The 23369-nt window shown below is 57.7% G+C and carries 19 protein-coding genes; 5 read left to right on the top strand and 14 right to left on the bottom strand.

Annotation, left to right across the window (positions count from 1 at the left end; genetic code table 11):
• Window positions 1-63: 63 nt before the first annotated feature.
• Both METFOR_RS04775 and METFOR_RS15790 read right to left on the bottom strand, forming a co-directional pair.
• Window positions 64-2700: an aminotransferase class V-fold PLP-dependent enzyme gene (locus tag METFOR_RS04775; protein ID WP_015284976.1), complete on the bottom strand. Its 2637-nt coding sequence runs from the start codon at window positions 2698-2700 to the stop codon at window positions 64-66.
• A 67-nt stretch (window positions 2701-2767) separates the two neighbouring features.
• Window positions 2768-2929, bottom strand: coding sequence for a hypothetical protein (locus tag METFOR_RS15790; protein ID WP_233504454.1), 162 nt, complete (start codon window positions 2927-2929; stop codon window positions 2768-2770).
• A gap of 140 nt (window positions 2930-3069) precedes the next feature.
• Here METFOR_RS15790 and METFOR_RS04765 point away from each other — a divergent pair, with 140 nt between their 5' ends.
• On the top strand, window positions 3070-3474 hold the full coding sequence (locus METFOR_RS04765; RefSeq protein WP_015284975.1) for a pyridoxamine 5'-phosphate oxidase family protein: 405 nt from the start codon (window positions 3070-3072) through the stop codon (window positions 3472-3474).
• Window positions 3475-3525: 51 nt separating this feature from the next.
• On the opposite strand, the gene METFOR_RS04760 is transcribed toward METFOR_RS04765, so the two are convergent.
• The 6 genes from METFOR_RS04760 to METFOR_RS04735 form a co-directional block, all read right to left on the bottom strand.
• Entirely contained in the window at window positions 3526-4251 is a 726-nt protein-coding gene (locus METFOR_RS04760; protein WP_015284974.1) for a DUF169 domain-containing protein, read from the bottom strand.
• A 108-nt stretch (window positions 4252-4359) separates the two neighbouring features.
• A complete protein-coding gene (locus METFOR_RS04755) occupies window positions 4360-5352 on the bottom strand; it encodes a cation diffusion facilitator family transporter (protein ID WP_233504452.1) in 993 nt (330 codons plus the stop codon).
• Window positions 5353-5573: 221 nt separating this feature from the next.
• Complete coding sequence (locus METFOR_RS04750) at window positions 5574-6911, bottom strand: RNase J family beta-CASP ribonuclease (protein ID WP_015284972.1); 1338 nt, start codon at window positions 6909-6911, stop codon at window positions 5574-5576.
• Window positions 6912-7405: 494 nt separating this feature from the next.
• Entirely contained in the window at window positions 7406-7717 is a 312-nt protein-coding gene (gene hgcB / locus METFOR_RS04745) for a mercury methylation ferredoxin HgcB (protein ID WP_015284971.1), read from the bottom strand.
• Window position 7718: 1 nt separating this feature from the next.
• Window positions 7719-8780: a mercury methylation corrinoid protein HgcA gene (hgcA, locus tag METFOR_RS04740; protein WP_394295927.1), complete on the bottom strand. Its 1062-nt coding sequence runs from the start codon at window positions 8778-8780 to the stop codon at window positions 7719-7721.
• A 14-nt stretch (window positions 8781-8794) separates the two neighbouring features.
• Window positions 8795-9187, bottom strand: coding sequence for a cupin domain-containing protein (locus METFOR_RS04735; protein ID WP_015284969.1), 393 nt, complete (start codon window positions 9185-9187; stop codon window positions 8795-8797).
• Window positions 9188-9267: 80 nt separating this feature from the next.
• Here METFOR_RS04735 and METFOR_RS04730 point away from each other — a divergent pair, with 80 nt between their 5' ends.
• Complete coding sequence (locus METFOR_RS04730) at window positions 9268-9666, top strand: ArsR/SmtB family transcription factor (RefSeq protein WP_015284968.1); 399 nt, start codon at window positions 9268-9270, stop codon at window positions 9664-9666.
• 213 nt (window positions 9667-9879) lie between these two features.
• Window positions 9880-12441: a cation-translocating P-type ATPase gene (locus METFOR_RS04725; RefSeq protein WP_015284967.1), complete on the top strand. Its 2562-nt coding sequence runs from the start codon at window positions 9880-9882 to the stop codon at window positions 12439-12441.
• A 155-nt stretch (window positions 12442-12596) separates the two neighbouring features.
• Here the strand turns inward: METFOR_RS04725 and METFOR_RS04720 are convergent, their stop codons facing one another.
• Entirely contained in the window at window positions 12597-12932 is a 336-nt protein-coding gene (locus METFOR_RS04720) for an RNA repair domain-containing protein (RefSeq protein WP_015284966.1), read from the bottom strand.
• 13 nt (window positions 12933-12945) lie between these two features.
• Window positions 12946-14214, bottom strand: a complete 1269-nt coding sequence (locus tag METFOR_RS15260; protein WP_015284965.1) for a GntP family permease — start codon at window positions 14212-14214, stop codon at window positions 12946-12948.
• A 181-nt stretch (window positions 14215-14395) separates the two neighbouring features.
• Here METFOR_RS15260 and METFOR_RS04710 point away from each other — a divergent pair, with 181 nt between their 5' ends.
• Entirely contained in the window at window positions 14396-18565 is a 4170-nt protein-coding gene (locus METFOR_RS04710; protein ID WP_015284964.1) for a PAS domain S-box protein, read from the top strand.
• Between the two features lie 101 nt (window positions 18566-18666).
• On the opposite strand, the gene METFOR_RS04705 is transcribed toward METFOR_RS04710, so the two are convergent.
• Complete coding sequence (locus METFOR_RS04705) at window positions 18667-19077, bottom strand: hypothetical protein (RefSeq protein ID WP_015284963.1); 411 nt, start codon at window positions 19075-19077, stop codon at window positions 18667-18669.
• 236 nt (window positions 19078-19313) lie between these two features.
• Here METFOR_RS04705 and METFOR_RS04700 point away from each other — a divergent pair, with 236 nt between their 5' ends.
• Window positions 19314-21296: an APC family permease gene (locus METFOR_RS04700; protein ID WP_015284962.1), complete on the top strand. Its 1983-nt coding sequence runs from the start codon at window positions 19314-19316 to the stop codon at window positions 21294-21296.
• Between the two features lie 66 nt (window positions 21297-21362).
• Here METFOR_RS04700 and METFOR_RS04695 read toward each other — a convergent pair whose 3' ends face one another.
• The 3 genes from METFOR_RS04695 to METFOR_RS04685 all read right to left on the bottom strand — a co-directional run bounded on the left by METFOR_RS04695 (window position 21363) and on the right by METFOR_RS04685 (window position 23263).
• Entirely contained in the window at window positions 21363-21731 is a 369-nt protein-coding gene (locus METFOR_RS04695; RefSeq protein ID WP_015284961.1) for a hypothetical protein, read from the bottom strand.
• A gap of 108 nt (window positions 21732-21839) precedes the next feature.
• On the bottom strand, window positions 21840-22460 hold the full coding sequence (locus METFOR_RS04690) for an archaellin/type IV pilin N-terminal domain-containing protein (RefSeq protein ID WP_015284960.1): 621 nt from the start codon (window positions 22458-22460) through the stop codon (window positions 21840-21842).
• A 293-nt stretch (window positions 22461-22753) separates the two neighbouring features.
• On the bottom strand, window positions 22754-23263 hold the full coding sequence (locus tag METFOR_RS04685) for a metallophosphoesterase (protein WP_233504450.1): 510 nt from the start codon (window positions 23261-23263) through the stop codon (window positions 22754-22756).
• Between the last annotated feature and the right edge of the window lie 106 nt (window positions 23264-23369).

Raw genomic sequence — 23369 nt, 5'->3', positions numbered from 1 at the left:
ATAAATAAATCCGGCACGGGAAGAACAGGAATACTCCACAAAAAAGGATGTGCAGAGCAAAAATTACCGGGTGATCTCTTCCATTGTTGCCAGGAAGAGATCCACTTCATCTATAGTATTGTACAACCCGAGGCTTGCCCGCACGGTCCCATTCGGAAGCCCGAGCCGGTCCATGAGAGGCATGCAGCAGTGGTGGCCGGACCGGACCATGATATCGGCCATCTCGTCAAGACGCTGGGCAACCTCGTGGGGGTGCAGTCCCTCGACCGTGAACGAGATCACCCCCACTCTCCTGTCAGGGGAATCGGGAACATAGACCGTAGTACGGGGCATTTTCTTGAGGCCGTCAATGACCCGCGTGGTGAGTGCCTGCTCGTGCCTCCGCACGCGCTCCATGCCGAGCCGGATGAGATAGTCAACCGCAACCCCGAGGCCAATCCCCCCTGCGATGTTACCGGTCCCGGCCTCGTATCGCTGGTACCCTTCCACCAGCGTATATCCTGACCGCGTGACGGACTCCACGATCCCTCCTCCCAGCAGGAGCGGCTCGATGACCGGCTCCTTCATCCAGAGAACGCCCGTGCCGGTGGGGCCGAGCATCTTGTGGCCGGAGAAAGCCGCAAAGTCGCAACCGAGCGCCATGATGTCAACGGGCATGTGAGGAACGCTCTGGGCCATGTCCACAAGGAGGAGGGCCCCGTGGTCGTGGCAGATCTTCGCGACCTCCTGCACGGGGGTAATGACACCCAGCACGTTCGAGGTATGGGTGATGGCGACAAGCCGCGTCCTGTCCGTGATGGCGGCCTCGAATGCTGCAAGGTCGAACGTGTAATCGTCCCTGATGTCCGCGAAGTCGACAGCAACGCCACGATCTTTCAGCCGGTACCAGGGCAGAAGGTTTGCGTGGTGCTCGAGAACAGTGGTGAGCACGCGGTCACCTGACTTCCACGCGAATCCCTGCGCCATCATGTTGATCGACTCGGTGGAGCTTTTCGTGAAGACGGTGACGCCACCTTTTGCGCCGATGAACTCCGCCACCTTCTCGTGGGCGTGCCAGTACCGCTGGGACGCGATCTGGGTGAGGCGGTGGATGCCGCGCCCCACGTTGGCACGGTAGTTACGCTCGAACTCGACAAGCGACTGGATGACCGGCTCCGGGGAGAGGCTGGTTGCTGCATTGTCGAAGTATACAACCTCGGAAACGAGCGGGAAGTCTTTCCTTATCCCGGTCAGATCGAGGTCCTCCGTAGGCTTTTCCTGCATTGCTGTCTTCATCGTTCTCTCTCTCCCGATATCAACCATTTCATCAGCCCTCTTCTTTGGCCCGGTCTGTTTCAGGGTGAAGTCCTCGTTCACTGCAATTCCCTTCTCCCGGCAGAGTTCCCGCATCTTCTTCGGGAGCGCTCTCCAGCGCCAGAGTCCCCACTGGCAGTACTCCTCCGGCAGCCCTTTCTTTGCAGCCCATCGTTCCACGAAGTCGTCCCAGCGCTTTGCGTACTCCGGGTGGGTGACCCGGATCTGCTCGTACTCGCTCTCCAGCATGGCCGGGCAGAGAAAGCAGCCGATCCGCTCGATGCCCTGTTCGTAGAGAGGGTTCATCTCTGCCTTCTGCCACCAGAGGTAGAGGAAGACCTCAAGGGCCCGCCAGTTCCGGATGGGCGAGACATTGAGCTGGAGCGGGTTGTCGGGGTTCTGGCTCGTCTCTTCGAGACTTGCCCGGTTCCAGGACTCGTACCACCGGTTGCCCTGGATTGTTACGCAGGGACCGACCTTTGCAAGGTAGAGTTTGAGCGGCCGGAGCTTCTGGAACTTGCAGCACCACCGGTTGTCCTTCCCCGGCGGCCCGGCCTTCTCCACAGCCTGCCAGAAGTCACCCGCACCCCCGACAATCTCGACTCCCTGCGACTTCACGAATGCGATTGTCTCGGGGAATTCAAGACCGGTATCGATAAAGAAGGCCTTTGTCACGCCGGCCTTCCGGGCAAGGTGGAGCACTGCCGTGCTGTCCTTGCCGCCGGAGAACGAGATATTCGCGGTGGGACGGTCGGTAATGTGGTGTTTTATCGCCCGGACCGCGTTCCGCTCCAGGTTCTTCAGATGGTACCGGTTCTTTTCGATCACCACATCCCAGTCCGGGTCCGGGCGGGTGCGGGGCTCAACGGCGGCAAGCTCCTTTACCTTGATCGACCCGTCATTTACCACGCCTGTCCCGTATTTTCCCTTGTATTTCACGATCACGGACCCGTTCGGGACCGGCCTTGTCAGGACAAGGCGTTTCCCGCCAACCCTCCCCTGTCCTTTTCTGATATCCGTTATAGCTTCCAGATCCAGCACACCCCGGGTTGCATACCGGATAATGAACGGGAGCACTTCGGGAGCGAGATCGAAGGCAAAACTCCGCTTCACCGGGTCGAACGTGAGCCAGCCGAACCGCTCCCCGTGCATGAGCACGAGGTCTGCCCGGTCGACACCCCCGGTCTTGTTCAGGAGGAGGACCTTTGCCACGGGAACATCGCCGAACTGCTCCTGCACAAGCCGCCGGATCAGTGCATGGTCCGCGGAGAGGGCGGGGCGGAGCTCGTAGGGCTGGAGGAGCTCGATCCTCTTTCCCTCGCGGCCACAGGCACAGCTCTTCGCGACCAGCGGGACGTTGCACTCGTCGCACCAGTACAGCACCTTCTTGACCGGTGGCTCCAGCATCACACTCAACAGTGGAACGCATCAGGAGATAAGGGAAACGATGGCAGGTGGCGTCGTGAAAAACGGATCAGGCATACTGCTCCACCGCACCCGACAGGCAGGTGACAACGCCCCGTATCCCGGACACCGTGAGCGTCATGAGGATGGCGTCCACGACCTCCTCTTTTGTCGCCCCGGCAGCCTTCGCCATGGGGACGTGGGCCCGGACCGCCATCGGATTTGCCTGCATGGTTATCACTCCACCGGTCTTGCTCCGGCAGCATATCAACCTGTGGCAGGCAGGGTGCAGGTGCGGGCCGGCCCTGTGCCGGATATAATGCACAAAGTATATGATTTTGCGAATCCTTGGGAAAATCTGGTGAGAGCACCATGGTGAAGCTGAACGCAGACATGAAAGAAGCATTCCCGAAGATGAAGGTCTTCCCGGTGGCAACGGCATCGAAGGACGGGACCCCAAACGTGGTCCCCCTTGCGATGGTCTCCCTCCACGATGACGAGACCATCTGGATCACGGACAACTTCATGAACAAGAGCATGACCAACATCCGCACCAACCCGAAGGTTGCCATTTATATCTGGGGGCCGGAGATCAAGGGTTGTTTCCAGATCAAGGGAGTCGCCTCGATCAAGAACAGCGGTAAGGAGTATGAGGAGATGAAGGCCGAGATCAACCGGAAGAGACCCGAACTTCCTGCACGGTCGCTGGTCATCGTGAAGATCACGGAAGTCTTCGAGTGCAAGCCCGGACCAACAGCGGGATCGAAGCTGATCTGATCTTTTTTTAAACTGATCATTCCGGTGTATATCGGGAGTGTGTGAAAAAAGTTATTTTGCACCAGGCTTCGATCCCGGGGCGGCTGCAACAACGTTCAGCGCCTCGACAAGTTCGGGCAAAATCTCGGCCGGAATGCCCATTACCATCTCCCCGTCCTCGATCCCGGAGAACTTCCGTGAACCATCGCACCCGAGCGAGAAGTTGACCTTCCCGTTCAGGTAGGTCTGGGCACATGCATCGGCGCAGACCGACTGAATGCCTGCGAATTCCGCATGGATCCTCCCGCCTACGCGGAACATAGTGCTCTGCGAAAGCTTAAGCATGGCCCACGGGCTTGCGACAATGATGACGACCTGCGGGTCGAACGGAGCCTTTTCGAGCGGAGCGTACATTGTCGCGTAGGTTTCACCGGGGTTTAAGTGGGCGACCCGGTCGATGGTCCGCTTGCAGGCAGCCGAACTCTCGAACTTGCCCAGCTTAAAGTAGAAATCGCCGGTCTTTAAGGTCTCGGTGAGCTCCTTCAAGCCCAGCGACCAGGCACCGCCATTGCATTCGTGGTTTTCCACCGTGGAATAGAAGATCTTCCCTTCATTCCTGGCAAGCCCGACCATGGAGCAGTGCCGGATCGTCTTGTCGAGCTTCTCCATGCCAGCAGGGATGTCCTCTTTCTTTGTCGCGAACCGGAACGCAACCGGGGAGCCTTTCAGCTTCAGGAGTTTCCTGAGCGATTCGGCCGCCTGTGCATAATTGATGGGTATCTTGACACCTGTTGCCATGATCATGACCTCCATCCATCAGGGGATGGCGTTATCTACACCATATCGGTGCTATCAGATAAATCCAGCGATAGTGTAGTGAGAAATTGGCGATCGTGATGATCCACCCTATTCCGGCTGTTCCTTCTGTTCGTGCATGAGGTCGTCGTTGTTCCCGAAATCATCCTTTTTCTTATTGAAGGTACAGAACTCCCCGCAGCGGTTGCACTTGCCTTCGCTGCATGGCTCGATATGGATCGTGACAGTTGAACGGGGATATTCGAGCATGAGATCATTTTCCAGGTGATCGGCAAAATCGTGCGACTCGATGACGGTGATCTCCCCGGACATCACAAGGTGGAACTCGATAAAGATCTCAGGGCCGGATCTGCGGGTTTTCAGGTCGTGGAACCCCGCGTAATCGCTTGCATGTTCGCAAATGATCTGCCGGATCCGCTGCTCATCCTTTTCAGGTATGCTGTGGTCGATGAGATCCGAGAAGGACCGTTTTGTCAGGTCGAATGCGGCTTTCATGATGATAACGGCAACCCCCAGCGCAAAGAGCGGATCGAAGAGGGGAATACCCGTCAGCCTGATGAGGATAAGCCCGGCCATGACTCCGAGGGAGGTATACACATCAGTCCGCAGGTGCCAGGCATCGCTCTCAAGCGCAATAGACTCTGTCTGCTTTGCGACTTTCATGAGCCGGCTTGAAACGTACCAGTTCACAAGGCCAGAGATGCCCATGATCGCAATACCGAGGATGAGCAGGTCGGGAGTGAAGTGCTCGGTAGGTTCGCCCAGCAGTTTCTTTACTGCCTCGATGATGATGAGAAACGCTGCAATGAAGATGAGGATGGCTTCAACAAGGCCGGAGATATCCTCGAACTTGCCGTGCCCGAAGGCATGGCCGGCATCCGGGGGTTCCGATGATTTTTTCACCGAGAAGAACGCGATGACCGCGGCAATGAGGTCCATCGATGAGTGGATCGCCTCGGAGATGATACTGACAGAGCCAATGGCAAACCCGATGACGAACTTCATCACGACAAGGATGGAGTTGGAGATGACCGAGAGGCGTGCGGTCTTCTGCTTGATGCGATCGGCCGATACCTTGTCCATGGGCTCGCTCATGGTGTTCTCTAGTACCCATCGGTGCCCGGGTTTCTTGAAGGTATGGGAAATTCATGGAGTATTGCGGAGGACACTCCAAATGAGTGGTTCTCCCCAAAGTCGGGTTATACTATGAGATAAAAAAGCCGGAACCGGAGAGGGGGGATCATTCTGGTGATCCCTTCCCTCCGGGCGTATCAGCCCGGAGTCACGATTCGTATCGCGCTGCGTTAGTGGACCCGGACCCGCGACCCGTTTTTGACCGGGTGGACCGTGCTGTTTGCCGTGTACCCGAGTCCCCCGGCGAATTCAGCATATCCTGCCGTCATCGTGATATCCGCATGGGCCGGAATGATGTGCTCGGGATTCAGGATCTGGAGAAACTCGTAATGGTCCTCCCGGTACGCATGGCCGCTGACATGCAGGTCCTCAAAAACCCGGGCGCCGGCGAATTTCAGCCGGTGCGTGAGGGCATACCGGCTCCCGATGTTCATCGGGTTCGGGATGATATTTGCCGAGAAGATCACCTTGTCTCCCTTCGAGATCTGGAAGGGCGTCTCCCCGAGTGCCATCCGCGTCAGTGTGGAGCCGGGTTCTCCCTGATGGCCGGTAACGATCGGCAGGAACTTGTCCTTTCCTTCCTTCATCATCTGGCGCATCATACGGTCAACGGTCTTCCGGTTCCCGTACACGCTCGCCGTTTTCGGGAACGAGACGAACTTCATCTGCTCAGCAGTGACAGAATACTTCTCCATCGACCGCCCGAGAAATACCGGTTTCCTGCCGATCTCGTGGGCGCATTCCGCGATGGTCTTTAAGCGGGAGATGTGGGACGAGAAGGTCGAGACCACGATGCCGTTTTTGTCATCCTCGAAACTGGTGATGACATCCCGGACAAGATCGCGGGCAATCCGCTCGCTCGGGCACCGGCCGGGACGGTGGATGTACGTGCTTTCCACGATAAGCGCGAGAACCCCCTCCTTTCCTATCTGCCGCATCCGTGCAAAATCCGGTGGTTCGCCGATGACCGGTGTCCGGTCGAACTTGAAGTCGCAGGCATACACCACGGCGCCGTGAGGGGTGTGGAGGACCGGGGTCACCGTATCGATGATCGAGTGCTGGGTGCGCACGAATTCCAGGACAAGGGTCGGGGAGATCGTGAATTTCTGGCCTGCCCGGAGCGCGACAAGGCGGTTGGCCACGCCGAATTTCTTCTCCCCCTCGATCTGCTGGCGGATCAGTTCCGTGGCATACGGGGTAGAGATGATCGGGGCCTTGTACCGGTGGGCGAGTTTCGGGATCGCCCCGATATGGTCGAGATGCCCGTGCGAGCAGACGATGGCTTTTACGGCCCCTTCGACTTTCTGGAGGACGGTGTCGTCCGGTATTGCCCGGATCTTGATCAGGTCGAGGGAATGCATCTCATCGACCTCGGCATCTTCGTGGATCATCAGCTGGTCCAGGCGAAGGCCCATGTCGAAGATGACAATGTCCTTGCCACAGCGGACCGCGGTCATGTTCCGTCCGACCTCGTCGTATCCGCCAACGGCTATGATTTCTATTTCCATGGTTGCTGTATCTCCTGATGGGACAATTTTCCGGGTTTCCTTGTGTATCTGTCCCGCTGATTATAGACTGGGACTGCTCTGCCCTACAGGCTGAAAAACAGCCTTTCACAGGGCAGGAGGGGAAAACCTTGCAGGCCCGTTACGGCGTACCGCTGAACATCTCTCGTCGTTTGTGCAGGACAATAGTCCTCGTACGGCAAAGGGCAGCAGGGGCCGTCACCACGTGACGGTGGATCATCGGGACTCCCGCCAGTTCTGCCGGGCCGGTTTCCGGCCCGGGATTATCGATATGTGTATTGTGTCCGTTTTATCCCTGGACGCCGTGATGGTATGCGGCAGGGAGAACCAGGCCAGCTAATCGGTACCCGGAATGGTGTTGGCATCTATTTGTGCCCATGACACATCAACTTATGTCTCGTGCTGGTCTTCCGGGATCGCGGGATCCACGCCCTTCTGCTGCAAGACGTAGGTATCCTGCAGGACGGACAGCTCTTTTAGGTGGAGGAATTTCCGCAGCAGGAGCCGTCTTCCCCGCCGCAGCTGCACTCCGTGTCCATGTCCTTTCCCCGGAGGGCTGCACCGATCATCGCCCAGGCACAGCCAACGCCGCTCTGCACCTCGATCGCCTGCACCGGACAGTTCTTCGCACAGGCACCGCATTCCATACAGGCCGCGGGCCGGGACAGGATGACATGCTCCCTGCCTTCGGTAAAGACCGCATGCGGGCACACCTGCATACAACGTTTGCAGTTGATGCAGCGATCGGCATGCAGTTCCAGGGATGTTTCAGTATACGAGTTGAACATGTCAGATCACCCCGAGGAGCCGGCTCACGCCAAGGATGATTGCCGCAAGCGATCCGGCTGCCGCCATCACTGCCATGACCGGCACGTACCGGAAGATCTCCTTCTTCACTCCGGTTCGTGACGTGAACGTAGTACTGCCCGTGAAGTTGAGGGCAAGGTATGCCGTGACCGCTGGCATGACGAGGACTGCTGCGAGAGCACCCGCAGCATTCGCCCAGGCCGGTACGCCGGCAGCAGTGCCGAAAGCGTACGCGAAGGGGATGGCGATGATAACGCCCAGCATCAGCCCCTTTGATGAGAAGTCGTGCGTGGGAATGAACGGGAGCAGGGCAGGGAAGAGAACGGTCCCGGCAAGGACAGCGGCAATGATCGCGAGCGCTGCAACCGGCCCGGCAAGGAACCAGAGGGCTGCCGCGAGAGCGGCTGTCGGGAGTATCGCGTGCATGAACTCTACCGGTGTCAGGACGAGCCGGTCAATGAACGGGAATTCAACCCGGCGCATGGCCGGCGTTGCCGCGTGCGTCTTCAGGTACTCCGGCAGGTCGCGGGCCCGGACCGGGCCGTATTCGACCAGGAACTTCGTCCTTCTCATAACCTCCGGCCAGGATATTCCCGGGGCCCCGAGCTGCGGGACAATGACCTTCCGGTGGCTGACAATACCGGCAAGGCCGGTGGACTCAATGCGCCGCACCAGTTCATCCGTCCCGAACGTCCCTTTTCCCGCAGCGCACCAGACATTGATCCCCTTTGTATCCAGCACAAGGATCCATGCATCTGTCCCGGCAAGTGCCGAGCGGAGGGCATCGAAGCTGAGCGTGTAGTTGGCCGATGCAAAGACCGGCGATTCCGTACCCGGGTTCCCGAGCCGGTACAGGCCGGGCTCCACCCGGTGCGCCTCCCGCTTCCAGCTCCAGCGGGCAAGGAAGTGGTCGAACCGGTTTGCGAAGGTGATCGTGCTATCAGTGGTCCGTATCCCTGCAGGCTTCAGAGCGGATTCCTGGCAGCCACATGACCGGGTCTGTAGTTCTGGCATGCAGGTGCATGGGTTTTTGGATTGTTCCATATCATTTCCCCCTTTCATACCAGCGGCGGCGAGAATGTCGCAAGCAGCAGGAGTCCGTTGTCTCCGGCAATCACCCGGTGGACGGTATCGGCAGGCATAATACCCATAACACCAGGGCTGTACGGGATCTCCCTTCCGGCCAGTATGCATCTCCCTTCGCCTGAGATGACATCATGGATCTCTACCTGTCCTGCATGGGCATGGTCGCCAATCTCACAACCCGGGTAGACGCGGACATGGTGGAGGCTCATCCGGCCACCGGTATCCCTCCCGGTTACGAGATGCCGTAAGAACACCCCGGAGAATTTCGGATGGGGATTCCATGGGAGGTCCTCCACCCTGCGCTTTTCTGCTTCCGTGGCAACGGTATCCTGCCCGGCTGGTGTATCAGTGTCAATGCAGCTCATGGTACCCTGTATTTCAAATTTTGTTGAATCATTGTGGACAGGGCAAGATTATATATTTTTTCATTTCAGATTATTTTGAAATGAGGCGCGTGACACACTCCTGCTGTAAAAAGACAGCCGGATGCAAACCGGAGGGAAAGGTACCGGATATTCCCGAGCAGATCCAGCAGGAGCTTGACAGGCTCGGCGGTCTGGATGCTCTCTTGGAGCGAATGCCCCCGGAAGATGAACTCGAAGAAACGAGCCGGGTCTACCACGCGCTCTCTGATCCCCTGCGGCTCTCGGTTCTCTACCTTATCCGCGACCAGCCGCTCTGTGTCTGCATCATCAACCGGTTCACGCGTCTCTCCGGTTCGAAACTATCCTACCACCTCAATATCCTGAAAGAAAGTGGTCTCATCGAGGGGGAGTACCACGGTAACTGGATCATCTACTCACTGACAGAGAAAGGGCAACAGTTCGTTGCCGAACCGAAATAAAAAAAGTAGTAACAGGTGAGCCCCACACCCCTCGCCGATCCAGATCTCTTCCTTATTCTTCGGGAATTGCTCCGTCCAGCGAAAGCCCTATGAGCTCACAACCCGATATCCGTAAAACCATGAGCAGTACGGGCCTCCCACCCACACTCTTCTCTTCTGGCCGGTGCGGGACCATTCTTGTTTTTTACTGCCTGAAATCCCGGGAGGTCTCCTGTGCCATCTCTTGACATCAGCGGGATCACGGGTCTTACAGCATCCTTTGCAGAAGAGCAGCTGAAAACAGAGGGATATAATGAACTTCCCTCCGGGTCGCACCGGGGCATCCTCCGCATCGTCCTCGAAGTAATCCATGAGCCGATGTTTCTCCTGCTCGTGGCAGCCGGCCTCATCTATTTCGTGCTCGGCGACCTTTCCGAAGGCCTGATGCTGATGAGTTTTGTTGTGCTCGTCATCGGCATCACAGTATACCAGGAGCGGAAGACCGAGAGGGCTCTTGAGGCACTCCGTAACCTGGCGAGCCCGCGGGCACTCGTGATCCGTGACGGCGTACAACAGCGCATCCCCGGAAGGGAGGTCGTAGCCGGCGACATGGTTATCCTGTGCGAGGGCGATCGCGTCCCTGCTGACGGCACCCTGATGATGGCAAACAATGTCCTGGTGGATGAATCCCTCCTGACAGGGGAATCTGTTCCGGTCCGGAAGATCGCAGATACCGGAGAGAGGGCGGCGGCAGCAGGGCGACCGGGTGGTGATGACCAGCCCTTCGTCTACTCGGGAACGCTCGTTGTCTCCGGGCAGGGGCTTGTACAGGTCCGTGCTACCGGTGCCCGGACCGAGATGGGAAAGATCGGGCTGGTGCTCCGGACCGTAGAGCGCTCCGAGACCCGGCTGAGGCGCGAGATCGACCGGATCGTCCGGGTCATTGCCCTTGCCGGCACAGCACTCTGCGCCGTCATTGTCATCGTGTACGGCCTGACGCGGGGCAACTGGATCGAGGGCTTCCTTGCGGGGATCACGCTCGCCATGGCCATCCTCCCCGAGGAATTCCCGGTGATCCTTACCGTCTTCCTCGCTCTCGGGGCATGGCGGATCTCCCGGCGATCGGTGCTGACCCGGCAGATCCCGGCAATCGAGACGCTGGGTTCCGCAACCGTGCTCTGCGTTGACAAGACCGGCACGCTCACCGAGAACCGTATGTCGGTTGCCCAGTTGTATGCCAACGGGGAACTCTGCGATTATAACCCGTCAGACCACCGCATGCTCACGGAGAGCTGCCATGAAGTAGCGGAGTACGCGATCCTGGCCTGCAAGAAGGATCCCTTCGACCCGATGGAGAAGGCCCTGCTCCAGCTGAAAGACGGGGCATTCGGGAAGACCGAGCACATCCATGCGGACTGGATCCTGGTGCAGGAATACCCGCTCTCGCCCGGTCTCCTTGCCATGTCCAATGTCTGGCGCTCGCCGGATGGCGACCGTTTCGTCATCGCGGCAAAGGGGGCGCCGGAGGCGATCGCCGACCTCTGCCATCTCGACACTACCGCGATACAGGAACTTGCCGGACGGGTAGATGGCATGGCATCATCCGGCCTCCGGGTGCTGGGGGTTGCGCGTGCATCGTTCTCGCTTGCCGGCCTCCCGACCCAGCAGCATGACTTCGCGTTCTCCTTTATCGGGCTCATCGGGTTTGCCGACCCGGTCCGTCCGCAGGTGCCTGATGCGGTCCGGGAATGTGAAGCTGCCGGTATCCGCGTCATCATGATCACCGGTGACTATCCGCAGACTGCAGCAAACATCGCCCGACAGATAGGCCTTAAAGATAGAGCAGGATGCATTACCGGCCCTGAGATCGACGTGATGGACGACAAAACGCTTCAGGCCCGGATACGCTCGGCCAGCGTCTTTGCCCGCGTTGTCCCCGAGCAGAAACTCCGGATCGTGAATGCCCTGAAAACAACCGGCGAAGTAGTGGCCATGACCGGTGACGGTGTGAACGATGCCCCGGCCCTGAAATCCGCGGACATCGGGATCGCCATGGGAGGCAGGGGGACAGACGTTGCCCGCGAGGCATCCTCGCTTGTCCTGCTTGACGACAACTTCATCTCGATTGTCGCAGCGGTCCGGCTGGGCCGGCGGATCTTCGACAACCTCAAGAAGGCGATGGCGTACGTCATCTCCGTTCACGCACCCATCGCCGGCATGTCGCTCATCCCTGTACTCTTCGGTTTGCCGCTTGTCCTCCTGCCGGTCCACATCGTCTTCCTTGAACTGATCATCGACCCGACCTGCTCGATCGTCTTCGAGTCCGAGAAAGAGGAGCCCGATATTATGAACCGCCCGCCCCGCCACCGTGACAAGGGACTCTTTACCCGGCGGACACTCGTGCTCAGCCTGCTGCAGGGCTTTGTTGTACTGGCTGTTGTTTTTGCGATCTACCTGGGTGCCCTCTCCCGCGGGCTTGCCGAATCCGAGGTCCGGGCCATAACCTTCACCACGATTGTCGTTGCCAACCTCTGCCTGATTTTAACCAACCGTTCGTGGACCGAGACCATCTGGGTATCACTGCGATCCCCGAACCGGGCGTTGGCAGTCGTCTTTGTACTGACCGCGATCTGCCTGTTGCTTGTGCTTTTCGTCCCTGCCTTACAGGAGTTGTTCCGGTTCTCCCCCCTCTCCCTGGCAGATATGGGCATCTGTGTGGCAGGTGGAATCATCAGCGTGCTCTGGTTCGAACTTCTGAAGTATGCCGGCAGGGCACTGCCTCCGGAACTGAGGTAAGACGGAGGACCACGGAACTGTTGTGGCCACCACTTCGAAGAACCCTCACGGGTTCTTCTCATCCTCACGGTCTTCGACATCTTGGAAAATCGAAGAACTCTCACGGGTTCTTCTCATCCTCACGGTCTTCGACATCTTGGAAAATCGAAGAACCCTCACGGGTTCTTCTCATCCTCACGGTCTTCGACCGTTCGGATCCCACAGATATCCAGGGCATTTCCTGCAATGAGGTCCGCAAGCCCCTTGATCTTCCGGTTCTCGAAGACCACAGCACCGCAGTAGGTAATGATCAGGATCCGGTGGTAAGGGATCTGCTTTTCTCCGGCAGGAGTCCGTATATTCAGATAGTAGGATTCGAGGCAGATAGCCGGTCCGTCAGCCACGGACCGGTCCTCCGGCGCCCCCCGGTCGATATACCAGACCCGCACCTGCCGGATATCATAGCGCGCATCATGCCAGTACTGCTGGAGGATCCGGTGGCTGGTCAGCATACACACCAGCCTGTCACCGGAACACCAGGTACTCGAGCGCTATGGCAACGACAAGGATTGCGATACCGGCAAGCGCAATCGGCAGCGTGTAGTTCTTCACCACCGTGTTGATGTCATCGCCCGTGGTCCGCTGGACGAGCCAGAAGTACGGGTCGGTGACGTATGAAACAATACAGGAGCCGGCACTGATCAGGAGGATAAGCGGGATGGGATGGATGGCCCCGACTACTGCGGATCCGGCCAACACTTCCGCTGTGATCACCGCAGTCACCACCCGCGACCCCTGCGCCGTCTCGATCACAGCAGCGAGAATGAAGGGGACAAGGATGACCGGGATCAGGAAGATCAGCTGCCCGAGCACTCCTTCAGTGAAGCCGCTCTTTACGATCACGTAACCGAGTGCACCGGCACCGCAGATATCGAAGATGATCATGCCGGCGTGTTTTGCGCTCTTTGTCAGGCCCGTTGCGCGTATCCCATTCGGCGCAAGGGCGATGGCAGTGACAGCACCCACAAGCATGATGAAGTTGATGATCCCGACATGCGAGAGACCGAGCAGGAAAAACGAGACCGGGATCGCAACAAGGATCGCAATGAACGGCGCCCACGCCCGCCAGTGAATGCCGTAACCTGAATCCTGCCGGATATCCCCGGGTTGCAATGGATTCGCGGCAAAAGACACCTCTGGACGGGCCCACCGGTAAAAGAGAATGGCTCCTGCAAGCACGGTAAGAGAGAGCGGGATCGCCACCGCATTGTACACCAGTGCGCTGGTTCCCGTTCCAAATGCTGTGAAGAGAGGAATGACAACAGGTGTCGGGAAGATCAGGGCATACGAGATGATGCTCCCGACCGCGGCAAGGTAAAGAAGGACATTCCGCCGGAGCTTGTCCGTCTCCAGGCAGTCGAGGATCGGCTGGAGCATGACGTATGCCGTAACGCAGCAGGTGATGGGGACTGCAAGGAGATACCCCGAGAAGCCAGCAAGGGCCGGCGGGTTCTTCACGATGCGCTGGATATCGGAAACAATCTCTTCAGCCTGGCGCTGCTCCTGCAACAGGATCGCAATCACGGCACCGCAGAGGATGATGAGGCCGAACGAGGCAAAGACCTTGCCAAGGCCGGACACAATCCCTTCGAGTGTGGCATCAAGGGTCATTCCCGAAAGGAGCCCGAAAAGGATCGCCCCGCCGACCAGTGTGAAGAACGGCGAGATCCGGTACCAGAGGCTGACTGCGGTGATGAGGGCGAGCGTGATGACAAAGGCGATGAGAAGATCCATTGCATCCTGTTCCACAGAAAACGAGAAAATACTTCCTTATCGTTTTCCCGATACTGTACTCTTGGGGATTGAGGAGGAAAACAGCATCCTCTTTTTTTCCGGGGAGTCCCTCACAATCCCGGACATCATGTGCCATGCATGTCATCACAAAAATATAGGATCACATAATAATGTACTGTGCATGGCTGAAGGATTGCGGGTTCTCTATGTCGATGACGAGCCCGAACTCCTCGAAATGGCAAAAATTTTCCTGGAAATGAACGGCGAGTTTCAGGTCGGCATTTCCACTTCAGCAAAAGAGGTTATCAGTCTCCCCCTTACCCGGTCTTACGATGCCATTGTCTCCGATTACGAGATGCCGGTGATGAACGGGATCGCATTTTTGAAACATGTCCGTGAGCAGTTCGGTGATATCCCGTTCATCCTCTTCACCGGCAGGGGCCGCGAGGAGGTTGTGATCGATGCCATCAACAATGGCGCCGACTTCTACCTCCAGAAAGGCGGCTCGGCGCAGGCGCAGTTTGCCGAACTTGCCCATAAGATCCGGCAGGCGGTTGTGAAACGGAGGGCGCAGGCCGAACTCCAAGAAGCGTACAACCGGATCACCGCTTCTGAAGAGGAACTGGCCCGGAGCGAGCAGCAGCTGCAGGAGAGCGAGGGCAAGTTCCGCGACTTTGCCGACCACCTGCCCCAGATAGTCTTCGAGACGGACATGGACCTCCGGATTACGTACGTGAACAAATACACTGTTGCCTCGTACGGTTTCCCTGCTGAAGTCGTGGGCAGCGGTCTGAGCATCCTCACCTTCATCCACCCCTCCCAGCACGCCACGTTCATGGTGAACGTCCACCACCTGCGATATGGCATCCCGTTCGAGCCCAGGGAGTACACCGCGTTCAACAAGGACGGGACACCATTCCCAGTCATCGTGTACTCCTCTCCCATCTTCCGGAACAAGCAGATGGTCGGGTTCCGCGGGGTGGTTGCAGACATCTCGGCAAGGAAGCAGGCTGAGGCGGCCCTGCGCGAAAGCGAGGAGAAGCACCGGACGTTTGCCGAGCTCCTGCCCCAGATCGTTTTCGAGACGGACTGTTCACTTGTACTCTCTTTTGTAAATAACCAGGCCTTAACCCAGCTCGGGTATACTCCTCAAGAGGTGGCATCGGGCTTCAACGCCCTTACCATCATTGACCCCTCCCAGCATGACCGCCTCAGGAAGAATATCGTAAGCTTTATGCGTGGCGAACCCTACACCCACGAGGAGTATACCCTGATCCGAAAGAATGGCACTACGTTCCCCGGGCTCATTTACGCGGATGTGGTCTATCGGAACGGACAGATGGCCGGCTTCAGGGGGATCATCATTGACATTTCTGAACAGAAGCAGGCCGAACAGGCGCTGCGTGAGAGTGAGCAGAAATACCGGACCCTTGTCGAGGTAATCCAGGATATTGTCTATTATCTGGATCCCCAAGGCACGATCGTCTACATAAGCCCCCAGGTCATGGATCAGCTGGGATACCATCCTGATGAGATCCTGGGAAAAAATTTTTCTGAATTCATCCACCAGGACGACGCCAGGGTGTTAACCAGTCATATCCGGACCAGCCGCCCGATTGGAACCCCTCTGCCGCAGGACCAGTTCCGGGTGCGAAGGAACGATGGAACATACCGTTGGTATGAGGATAAATCCATCCGGATTCTCAATGCAACGGGAGAGCAGGTTACTATCGGGACAATCAGGGATATTACAGAGAAAAAAATTGCTGAAGAGGCTGTGTTCCAGTCACAACAGATGCTCCAGACCGTGCTCGACACCATCCCGCAGAGAGTGTTCTGGAAGGACAGGAGCTCGGTCTTTTTAGGATGCAACAAGCCCCTCGCACAGGATGTCGGTTATTCCGATCCCGCTGACATGATCGGGAAGACCGATTATGACCATTCATCGGCTGCAACCGCTGAGCACTTCCAGGAGGATGACCGGGAGGTGATGGAGACCGGCCAGCCAAAGATCCATTTCGAAGAGCAGCAAATCCGGCCCAATGGCAGTACGTCATGGCTCCGCACCAGTAAAGTCCCTCTCCGCAATCGGGAGGGGGAGATCATCGGCGTGCTGGGAACCTACGAGGATATCACGGAGCAGAAGAAGGCACATGAAGCACTCCTTGAGAGCGAGGCACGGTTCCGCGACCTGACCGACCGCCTGCCCCAGATGGTCTTTGAAACTGACAGGGAGCTGCGGATCACCTACGCGAACCGGCATGCCGCATCGGTCACCGGTTTCTCCGTGAAGGAGCTCACCGAGGGAAAACCGGTCCTCTCCCTGATCAAACCTGCCCAGCACGCACGATTCATGGAGAGTGTGAAGAGCATCCTGGCCAATATCCCCTATGAGCCAAAGGAATACACTGCAATAAGGAAAGACGGGAGCACGTTCCCGGTGGTTGTCTATTCGTCCCTGGTCTACAGGAACCAGGAGATCATCGGTTTCCGCGGGGTCGCCATCGACATCTCCGGCCTGCGGAAGATGGAGGAGGGCATCCGCGAGAGCGAGGAGAAGTTCCGATCTCTTGTCGAGAACGCAAGCGACATCGTCTTCTCGCTGGACCCTGCGGGAAATTTCACCTACGTCTCGCCGCAATGGTCGGAGATTTTAGGGCACGACACCCGTGGACTCATCGGGTCACCGTCAGCGGCCCTGATCCATCCCGATGACCTGCCGGGGAATGTCCGGGCGTTCCACTCGGTCATGGAGAAGGGCACCCGGGTCCACGGTATCGAATACCGTGTCCTGCACAGGGACGGGACCTGGCGCTGGCACTCCCAGAGCGCTGCCCCTCTCCGGAACGCTTCAGGTGAGATTATCAGCTACATGGGGATCTGCCGGGACATCACGGACCAGAGAACGGCAGAAGAGGCGCTGCATGAGAGCGAGGTGCGCCTCCGTCTCCTTACGGACAATGTGAAGGACGTTATCTGGACCGCGGACATGGATATGCACCTCACGTACGTCACCCCGTCTGTCCATGAACTCCGGGGCATGATGCCGGAAGAGGCGATTGGCGAGCCCGTTGAAGAGGCACTGACCCCGGAATCGCTTGCCATTATCCGGGAACATTACCGCCATGCGACCAGCGACCTGCAGGAAGGGAAGATCATGCCGGCACCCCGTCCCCTGGAACTGGAGTTCCGGCGAAAGGACGGTTCCACGGTCTGGACCGAGGTGATCATCACCCCGATGCTGGGAACGGGCGGTATTCCCACCGGGGTCATCGGCCTTACCCGGGATATCAGCCAGCGGAGGGCGTCAGAAACGGCATTGCGGGAGTCCGAGAAGATGTTTTCCACGATCTTCCGGACCAGCCTCGTTGCCCTCACGCTGCTCTCCGTGAAAGACAATACCTTCTATGCCGTCAACGACGCGTTCATCAAAAACAGCGGGTACTCACGCGAAGAGGTGCTCGGGAAGACCCCATGGGAGATCGGGCTCCTTGTCGACAGGGAGATCGGGGAGCGTATCGCCACGGTTCTCAAAAAAGAGCGGCACATCGAGGCAGAGGAAGTCCCGTTCCGCGCAAAGGACGGGACAGTCCGTGTTTGCCTGTACTCGGCCACGCTGATAACCATGCAGGAGGAACTCTACCTTCTTTCAAGTGTCATCGATATCTCCGGCCGGAAGAACATGGAAGAGGCGCTGCGGCAGGCCAACCACAAGCTCAACATCCTCTCGGGCATAACGAGGCACGATATCAACAACCAGCTCCAGGCACTGGGCGGATATGTCGAACTGCTCCGTCGCAAGGTCCCCGAAACTGCGCATGCCGACGACTTTTCCCGCATCAGCCGGACGATCGAACAGATCTCGAACCTGATCCAGTTCACGAAGGAGTACGAGATGATCGGCGTGCACGAACCGGCCTGGCAGAACCTTCACGGGCTTGTCGCTGCTGCCGAAAAAGCTGCGCTGCCAAAGGCCATCCGGTGCGAGAACCTGCTTCCGGGCGACCTGGATATTTTCGCCGACCCCCTCATCTCCAAGGTCTTCTTCAACCTCCTGGACAATGCAAAGCGCCACGGGGGATCGATCCAACAGGTCCGGTTCACGCTGGAGGAGAATGACGGCGCCCGGATCGTTGTCTGCTCCGATGACGGAGTCGGCGTCCCTCCTGCCGACAAGGAACGGATCTTCGCGCCGGGCGTGGGTAAGAACACCGGGTTTGGCCTTGCCATATCCCGCGAGATCCTCGACATCACGGGCATCACGATCCGGGAGACCGGCACAAACGGGAACGGAGCACGATTCGAGATAACTGTGCCGGCCGGAAAGCACCGCATGGGCGTTTCGCAATAACGTTGGTTGCAAAGCTATGCGTGCCGGCCCATAATCCTGAATGCGGTGGCGAGGGCAACTCCGTGCCCTGTGCTGCGGGAAGATACCGGGGACAAAACCGCCTAAGCCCGGTGGCGCTGCGATGCCCCGCCACGGGTCCGTCTATGGAGGATCCTGCGGGTGCTCTGGTACTCGAGCATCGCAAGGCGCTGTTCGATCCTACCCAGAACATAGATATGCAGGAAGAGGACAGCGAGCACGACTGCCCAGAGGAGCCAGGATGCGATAGCCGATGCAATTGCCGCCACGATGACACCGCAGGCAAGGAGCAGGGTTGCCTTCTGGTTCTCCGTTTCCGGTGAGGTCATGTCAATACAGTAAAACGCGATGGCAAAGATCGACACGATGACTGCCATGAAAAGCCCGAAATAGAACTGCATCGTGACAACAGCAAAGAGGATGATGAGGGCATAGATGATCGTCAGTCCGATGGTATATCTCTGCTTCAGGGCCGTATCAAAAATATTTTCCATGATATATCTCCATCAAATGACACGTTATTCTCCTGAGGATAAAAACCGCGGGATCCTTTTCTCCCACACTGAACATACCCTCCCGGCTGCCACAACAAAACCAGAAACGAATTAAGCCGGGTGCAGATATCTGAGTCCTGAGTGCATAGACCACAGCCGTACAACCAGCAAGGATCGTGCAGAATGGCCCTGCCGTTATCTGATCACGGCCCGGCCAGCTGCCGGAAGAAGATACCGTGGGATCCCGTGACTCATGGAACTGGGAAGATATCAGGAGCGGCGCCCGGCGAACCATCATCGGCGCCAGGAAAAATATCGAAGACCCTTCACTCTTCCATAAGATCGCGCTCTTCCCCCTCCTTGCCTGGATAGGCCTTGGGGCCGACGGGGTCTCTTCATCGTCCTACGGTCCACCTGAAGCGTTCATCGCCCTTGGACCCTACACCTATCTTGCTGTTTTTCTTGCAATCGGAACCGCACTGACGGTCTTCATCATCTCGTATGCCTACACCCGCATCATCGAGCATTTCCCGGGTGGCGGCGGTGGCTATATCGTTGCTACCCACACCATCAGCGAACGGGCGGGAGTCGTTTCCGGCAGCGCCCTTCTCATTGACTACATGCTGACCATCACGGTTTCGATTGCCGCCTGCGGGGAGGCCGTCTTCTCGTTCCTGCCGTTGTCGTGGCAGCCCTGGAAGCTCCCGTTCGCCTGCCTCCTTATCCTCATCCTGATCGTCATCAATTTGCGGGGTGTCCGGGAATCCGTTCTCATTCTTGCCCCGATCTTCCTCGTATTCATCGCAGCCCACGCCATTCTGCTCGGGTACGGCCTCCTCGCCCACGCCCCGCAGATCGTCCCGGTTGCCGCGACGATCCAGTCCGGCTTCTCCCGCGACCTCGCTGCCATCGGCCTGGTCGGGATCCTGGCAGTCTTCTTCAGGGCCTACTCGCTCGGCGGCGGAACCTATACCGGGATCGAGGCAGTGGCAAACGGGATGCAGATCATGCGCGAGCCCCGGGTGAAGACCGGCAAGCGGACAATGCTGTACATGGCACTCTCACTGACGGCCCTCTCCGCAGGACTCTTTGCCTGCTACCTCCTCTGGGACATACGGCCGGTGGCGGGGCAGACACTGAACGCGGTCCTTGCCGGCAGCGTGTTTGCCGGCTGGCCTCTCGGGGGCCTTCTCGCCCTGATTACCATTTTTTCAGAAGCCGCCCTGCTCTGCGTGGCCGCCCAGACGGGGTTCATCGACGGGCCGCGGGTCATGGCAAACATGGCCATCGACTCCTGGCTCCCCCGCTCCTTTGCGCTGCTCTCGGAGCGCCTCACGATGACAAACGGCATCCTCCTGATGGGTGGCGCGGCGCTCCTTCTCATGCTTTTCACGCATGGTTCTGTTATGATCCTGATCACCATGTATGCCATCAACGTCTTCCTCACCTTCTCCATCTCCGAGTACGGCATGTCCCGGTTCTTCTACAAGAACCGGGTAACCGAGAAAGACTGGAAACAGCATATCCCGATCCACCTCATCGGGCTCGTGCTCTGCAGTACGATCCTCACCATCACCATCTTCGAGAAGCTGGGCGAGGGGGGCTGGCTCACGATCTTCCTGACATCGGCCCTTGTCGGGCTCTGTTTCCTGATCCACCGGCATTACCAGAAGGTCACGCGGGGCCTGCGGAAACTGGATTCCCTGCTTGATGTCATGCCCGTGGCCGGCACGAAGAACATCGATCCGGTAAATCCCCATAAGATGACCGCAGTCCAGCTGGTTACCGGTTTCCACGGCTTTGGTGTCAATACCTTTTACTCCGTGATCAAGAACTTCCCGGGGATCTACGAGAACTTCATCTTCGTCTCGATCGCGGTTGTCGACTCCGGCACGTTCAAGGGAGCAGCGGAACTGAAGGCGCTCTCGGAATCGACGAAGAAAGGGCTGGAAAAATATGTCGACCTGGCACGGGAGATGGGTTTTTCCGCGGACTACCGCATGGATATTGGCACCGATGTCGTGGATACAGCCGTACCGGTCTGCCGGGAGATTGCACGGGAGTTCCAGAATTCCACGTTCTTTACCGGGCAACTGGTGTTCCGGCATGAGAACCCGTTCCACAAGTACCTGCACAACGAGACGGCGTTTGCCATCCAGCGCCGGCTGCAGTACAGCGGCATCACCACCGTGATCATGCCGATCCGGGCAGAAAAGTAAGAGACCGTCCTGACTGGTGAACGGACAAGAGTCCGATGATGAACTATTGCCGGCAGGCTTTGTGTTTCAGCCGCGGTACCGGAAATATCTCTGCTGCGGGATATCCCGGATATAGACCGAATCACTGAACGCATCATATGTCCAGTTGGTGATCCCGCCGCTAGTCGATTGTGCGGAATAGAAGCCCCGCTCAATTTTTGTCCATGTCCCATATTCAGTGATCGCACCGCGGTTGAGGAAATAATTCTGCGTGAGATAGGAACGGTTCTCGTAAAAGACGATATGCATCTCTGACTGAGGAGGTTCGCCACTGATCCACTGGCCGATGACGGGATCGGGCGTATCACTGATGATGTGGTAGCCCGGCAACATGGTGCATCCTGAGGCGAGGAGAGCACTGATGAGCAGCATGCAGACGAGAGAGATCGTTTGCATACAGGAAACTGACTGTGTCCGATCTCTTTAAGGTATGCCTGGTCGGGTCAGAAACGAAGTGATGATCCTGTTGCGGGTTGCGCATTGCCAAAAGAAAAATGAGGGAGACTAATGAATTGCCTGAACCTTTGTGAAAGCGCCGGGCAGCGTTCTTGAAAGGGGAACAACGGCACCAACTGCCGGCTGCAGGTTGATTGTTCCTTTGGTATTCGGCGTTGCCGTCGGGGGCATACCGATGGAGAGGATCCAGATCTCGTTGGGCTCGAGCAGGTTGTTCGGAGACTCGGGGTTCAAATCGTTGAACTTCGCGGAAACACACCACCTCATATCTTCCACCGTAGCCGCATTGGTAAACACATCAGCGCAGGAATTTACGTCGGTGTTGTTGGCAATGCTGGGATTCCTGCCGCCATTGCTGTCAGAGCATGATATGACCATCTGGGTAAGATCCATAGGAGTGCCTCCGGCAGTAAGGGCAACCGAGGTATTGATGTAGGAAAGCCGTGCCGGATCAGCCCCCTCCGCTATCGCCATGATATCTCCGACGATCTCAAGGCTTGAACTTGCCTGGACAACCCCGTTATGCACGGTCTCCTGTGCTGTCTGGGTGGTGTAGAACCCTGCACCAAGCAATACATACGAGAACACCGCGGCAACAACGACAAAAGCAATCAGGACGATAGCCGCCTCAAGGCCGGTGAACGCATCATCTGCAGAAAATTGTTTCATCCTTCTCATCTTCTTCAGTAACGACAAGTGATGAATAGAATGCAGGGTACCCTAAAGGTTTCCCTCATTTAACCAGATTTATATATAAATATATCTGATTGAGAGAAATCTCACAATATCAGAATCTCTAAAAAAATCGTTTGAAAGGACCACAATTTCTCTATTCCCGGCAAATTTTTCAATACTGTGAGAAGACCCAGCCGGTGCGCGTGCAACAGAATACCGGCACAAGGAAAAACGAAGAAATCGTGATGGCCAGGCCAAAACCGCGGGTATGAACAGGCCCGGGATTCTTACAATTCCACGATCTCTGCGACCCGCTTCTCCGTGTCCACGATCGCTACCGTGCTCTTCCCGGTCAGGTGCCCGTACACTTCGCCGGGGTTGACGATGAGCAGGGAGCCGGTTCTCCGGACTTCGGGCTTGTGAGTATGGCCGTACACGAGCAGGTCAAGATTCCCGCACCCTGCAAGCGTCTCGAAGAGGACGCGGTCATTACCGTGCAGGAGTCCGATCCGCATCCCGCCTGCCTCGAGCCGTGCAAATGTCCCGGCAATAGTAAGCCCGGGCACAGACGAAAACTTCTCTGCGATCAGCGAACGGTCGCCATCATTGTTGCCAAACACCCCGGTAAGCGGCGATTTGAGTTCCCGGAGCGGCTCCCGCATGAACGGCGAGACGAAATCGCCGGCATGCAGCACATGCCCCACGCCCTCGCGGTTGAACAGGGCAACGGCTCGCGTTGTCCGTTCGATCTCGTCATGGGTATCGGACATAATCCCAATCAGCACAACATCCACCACGGTTCAATTTTGCAGGCTGAATGATAATCGTTTTCCCGGCGCGGTGTCCGGGAGCCTTCCGGCGTCGCAAGGTTGATATCCTAGCACCCGAGAGTATCCCGCGTAG

Origin of the sequence: Methanoregula formicica SMSP, assembly GCF_000327485.1 — an archaeon.
Taxonomy (GTDB): Archaea; Halobacteriota; Methanomicrobia; order Methanomicrobiales; family Methanospirillaceae; genus Methanoregula; species Methanoregula formicica.
This window is presented reverse-complemented; position numbering and strand designations above follow the sequence as displayed.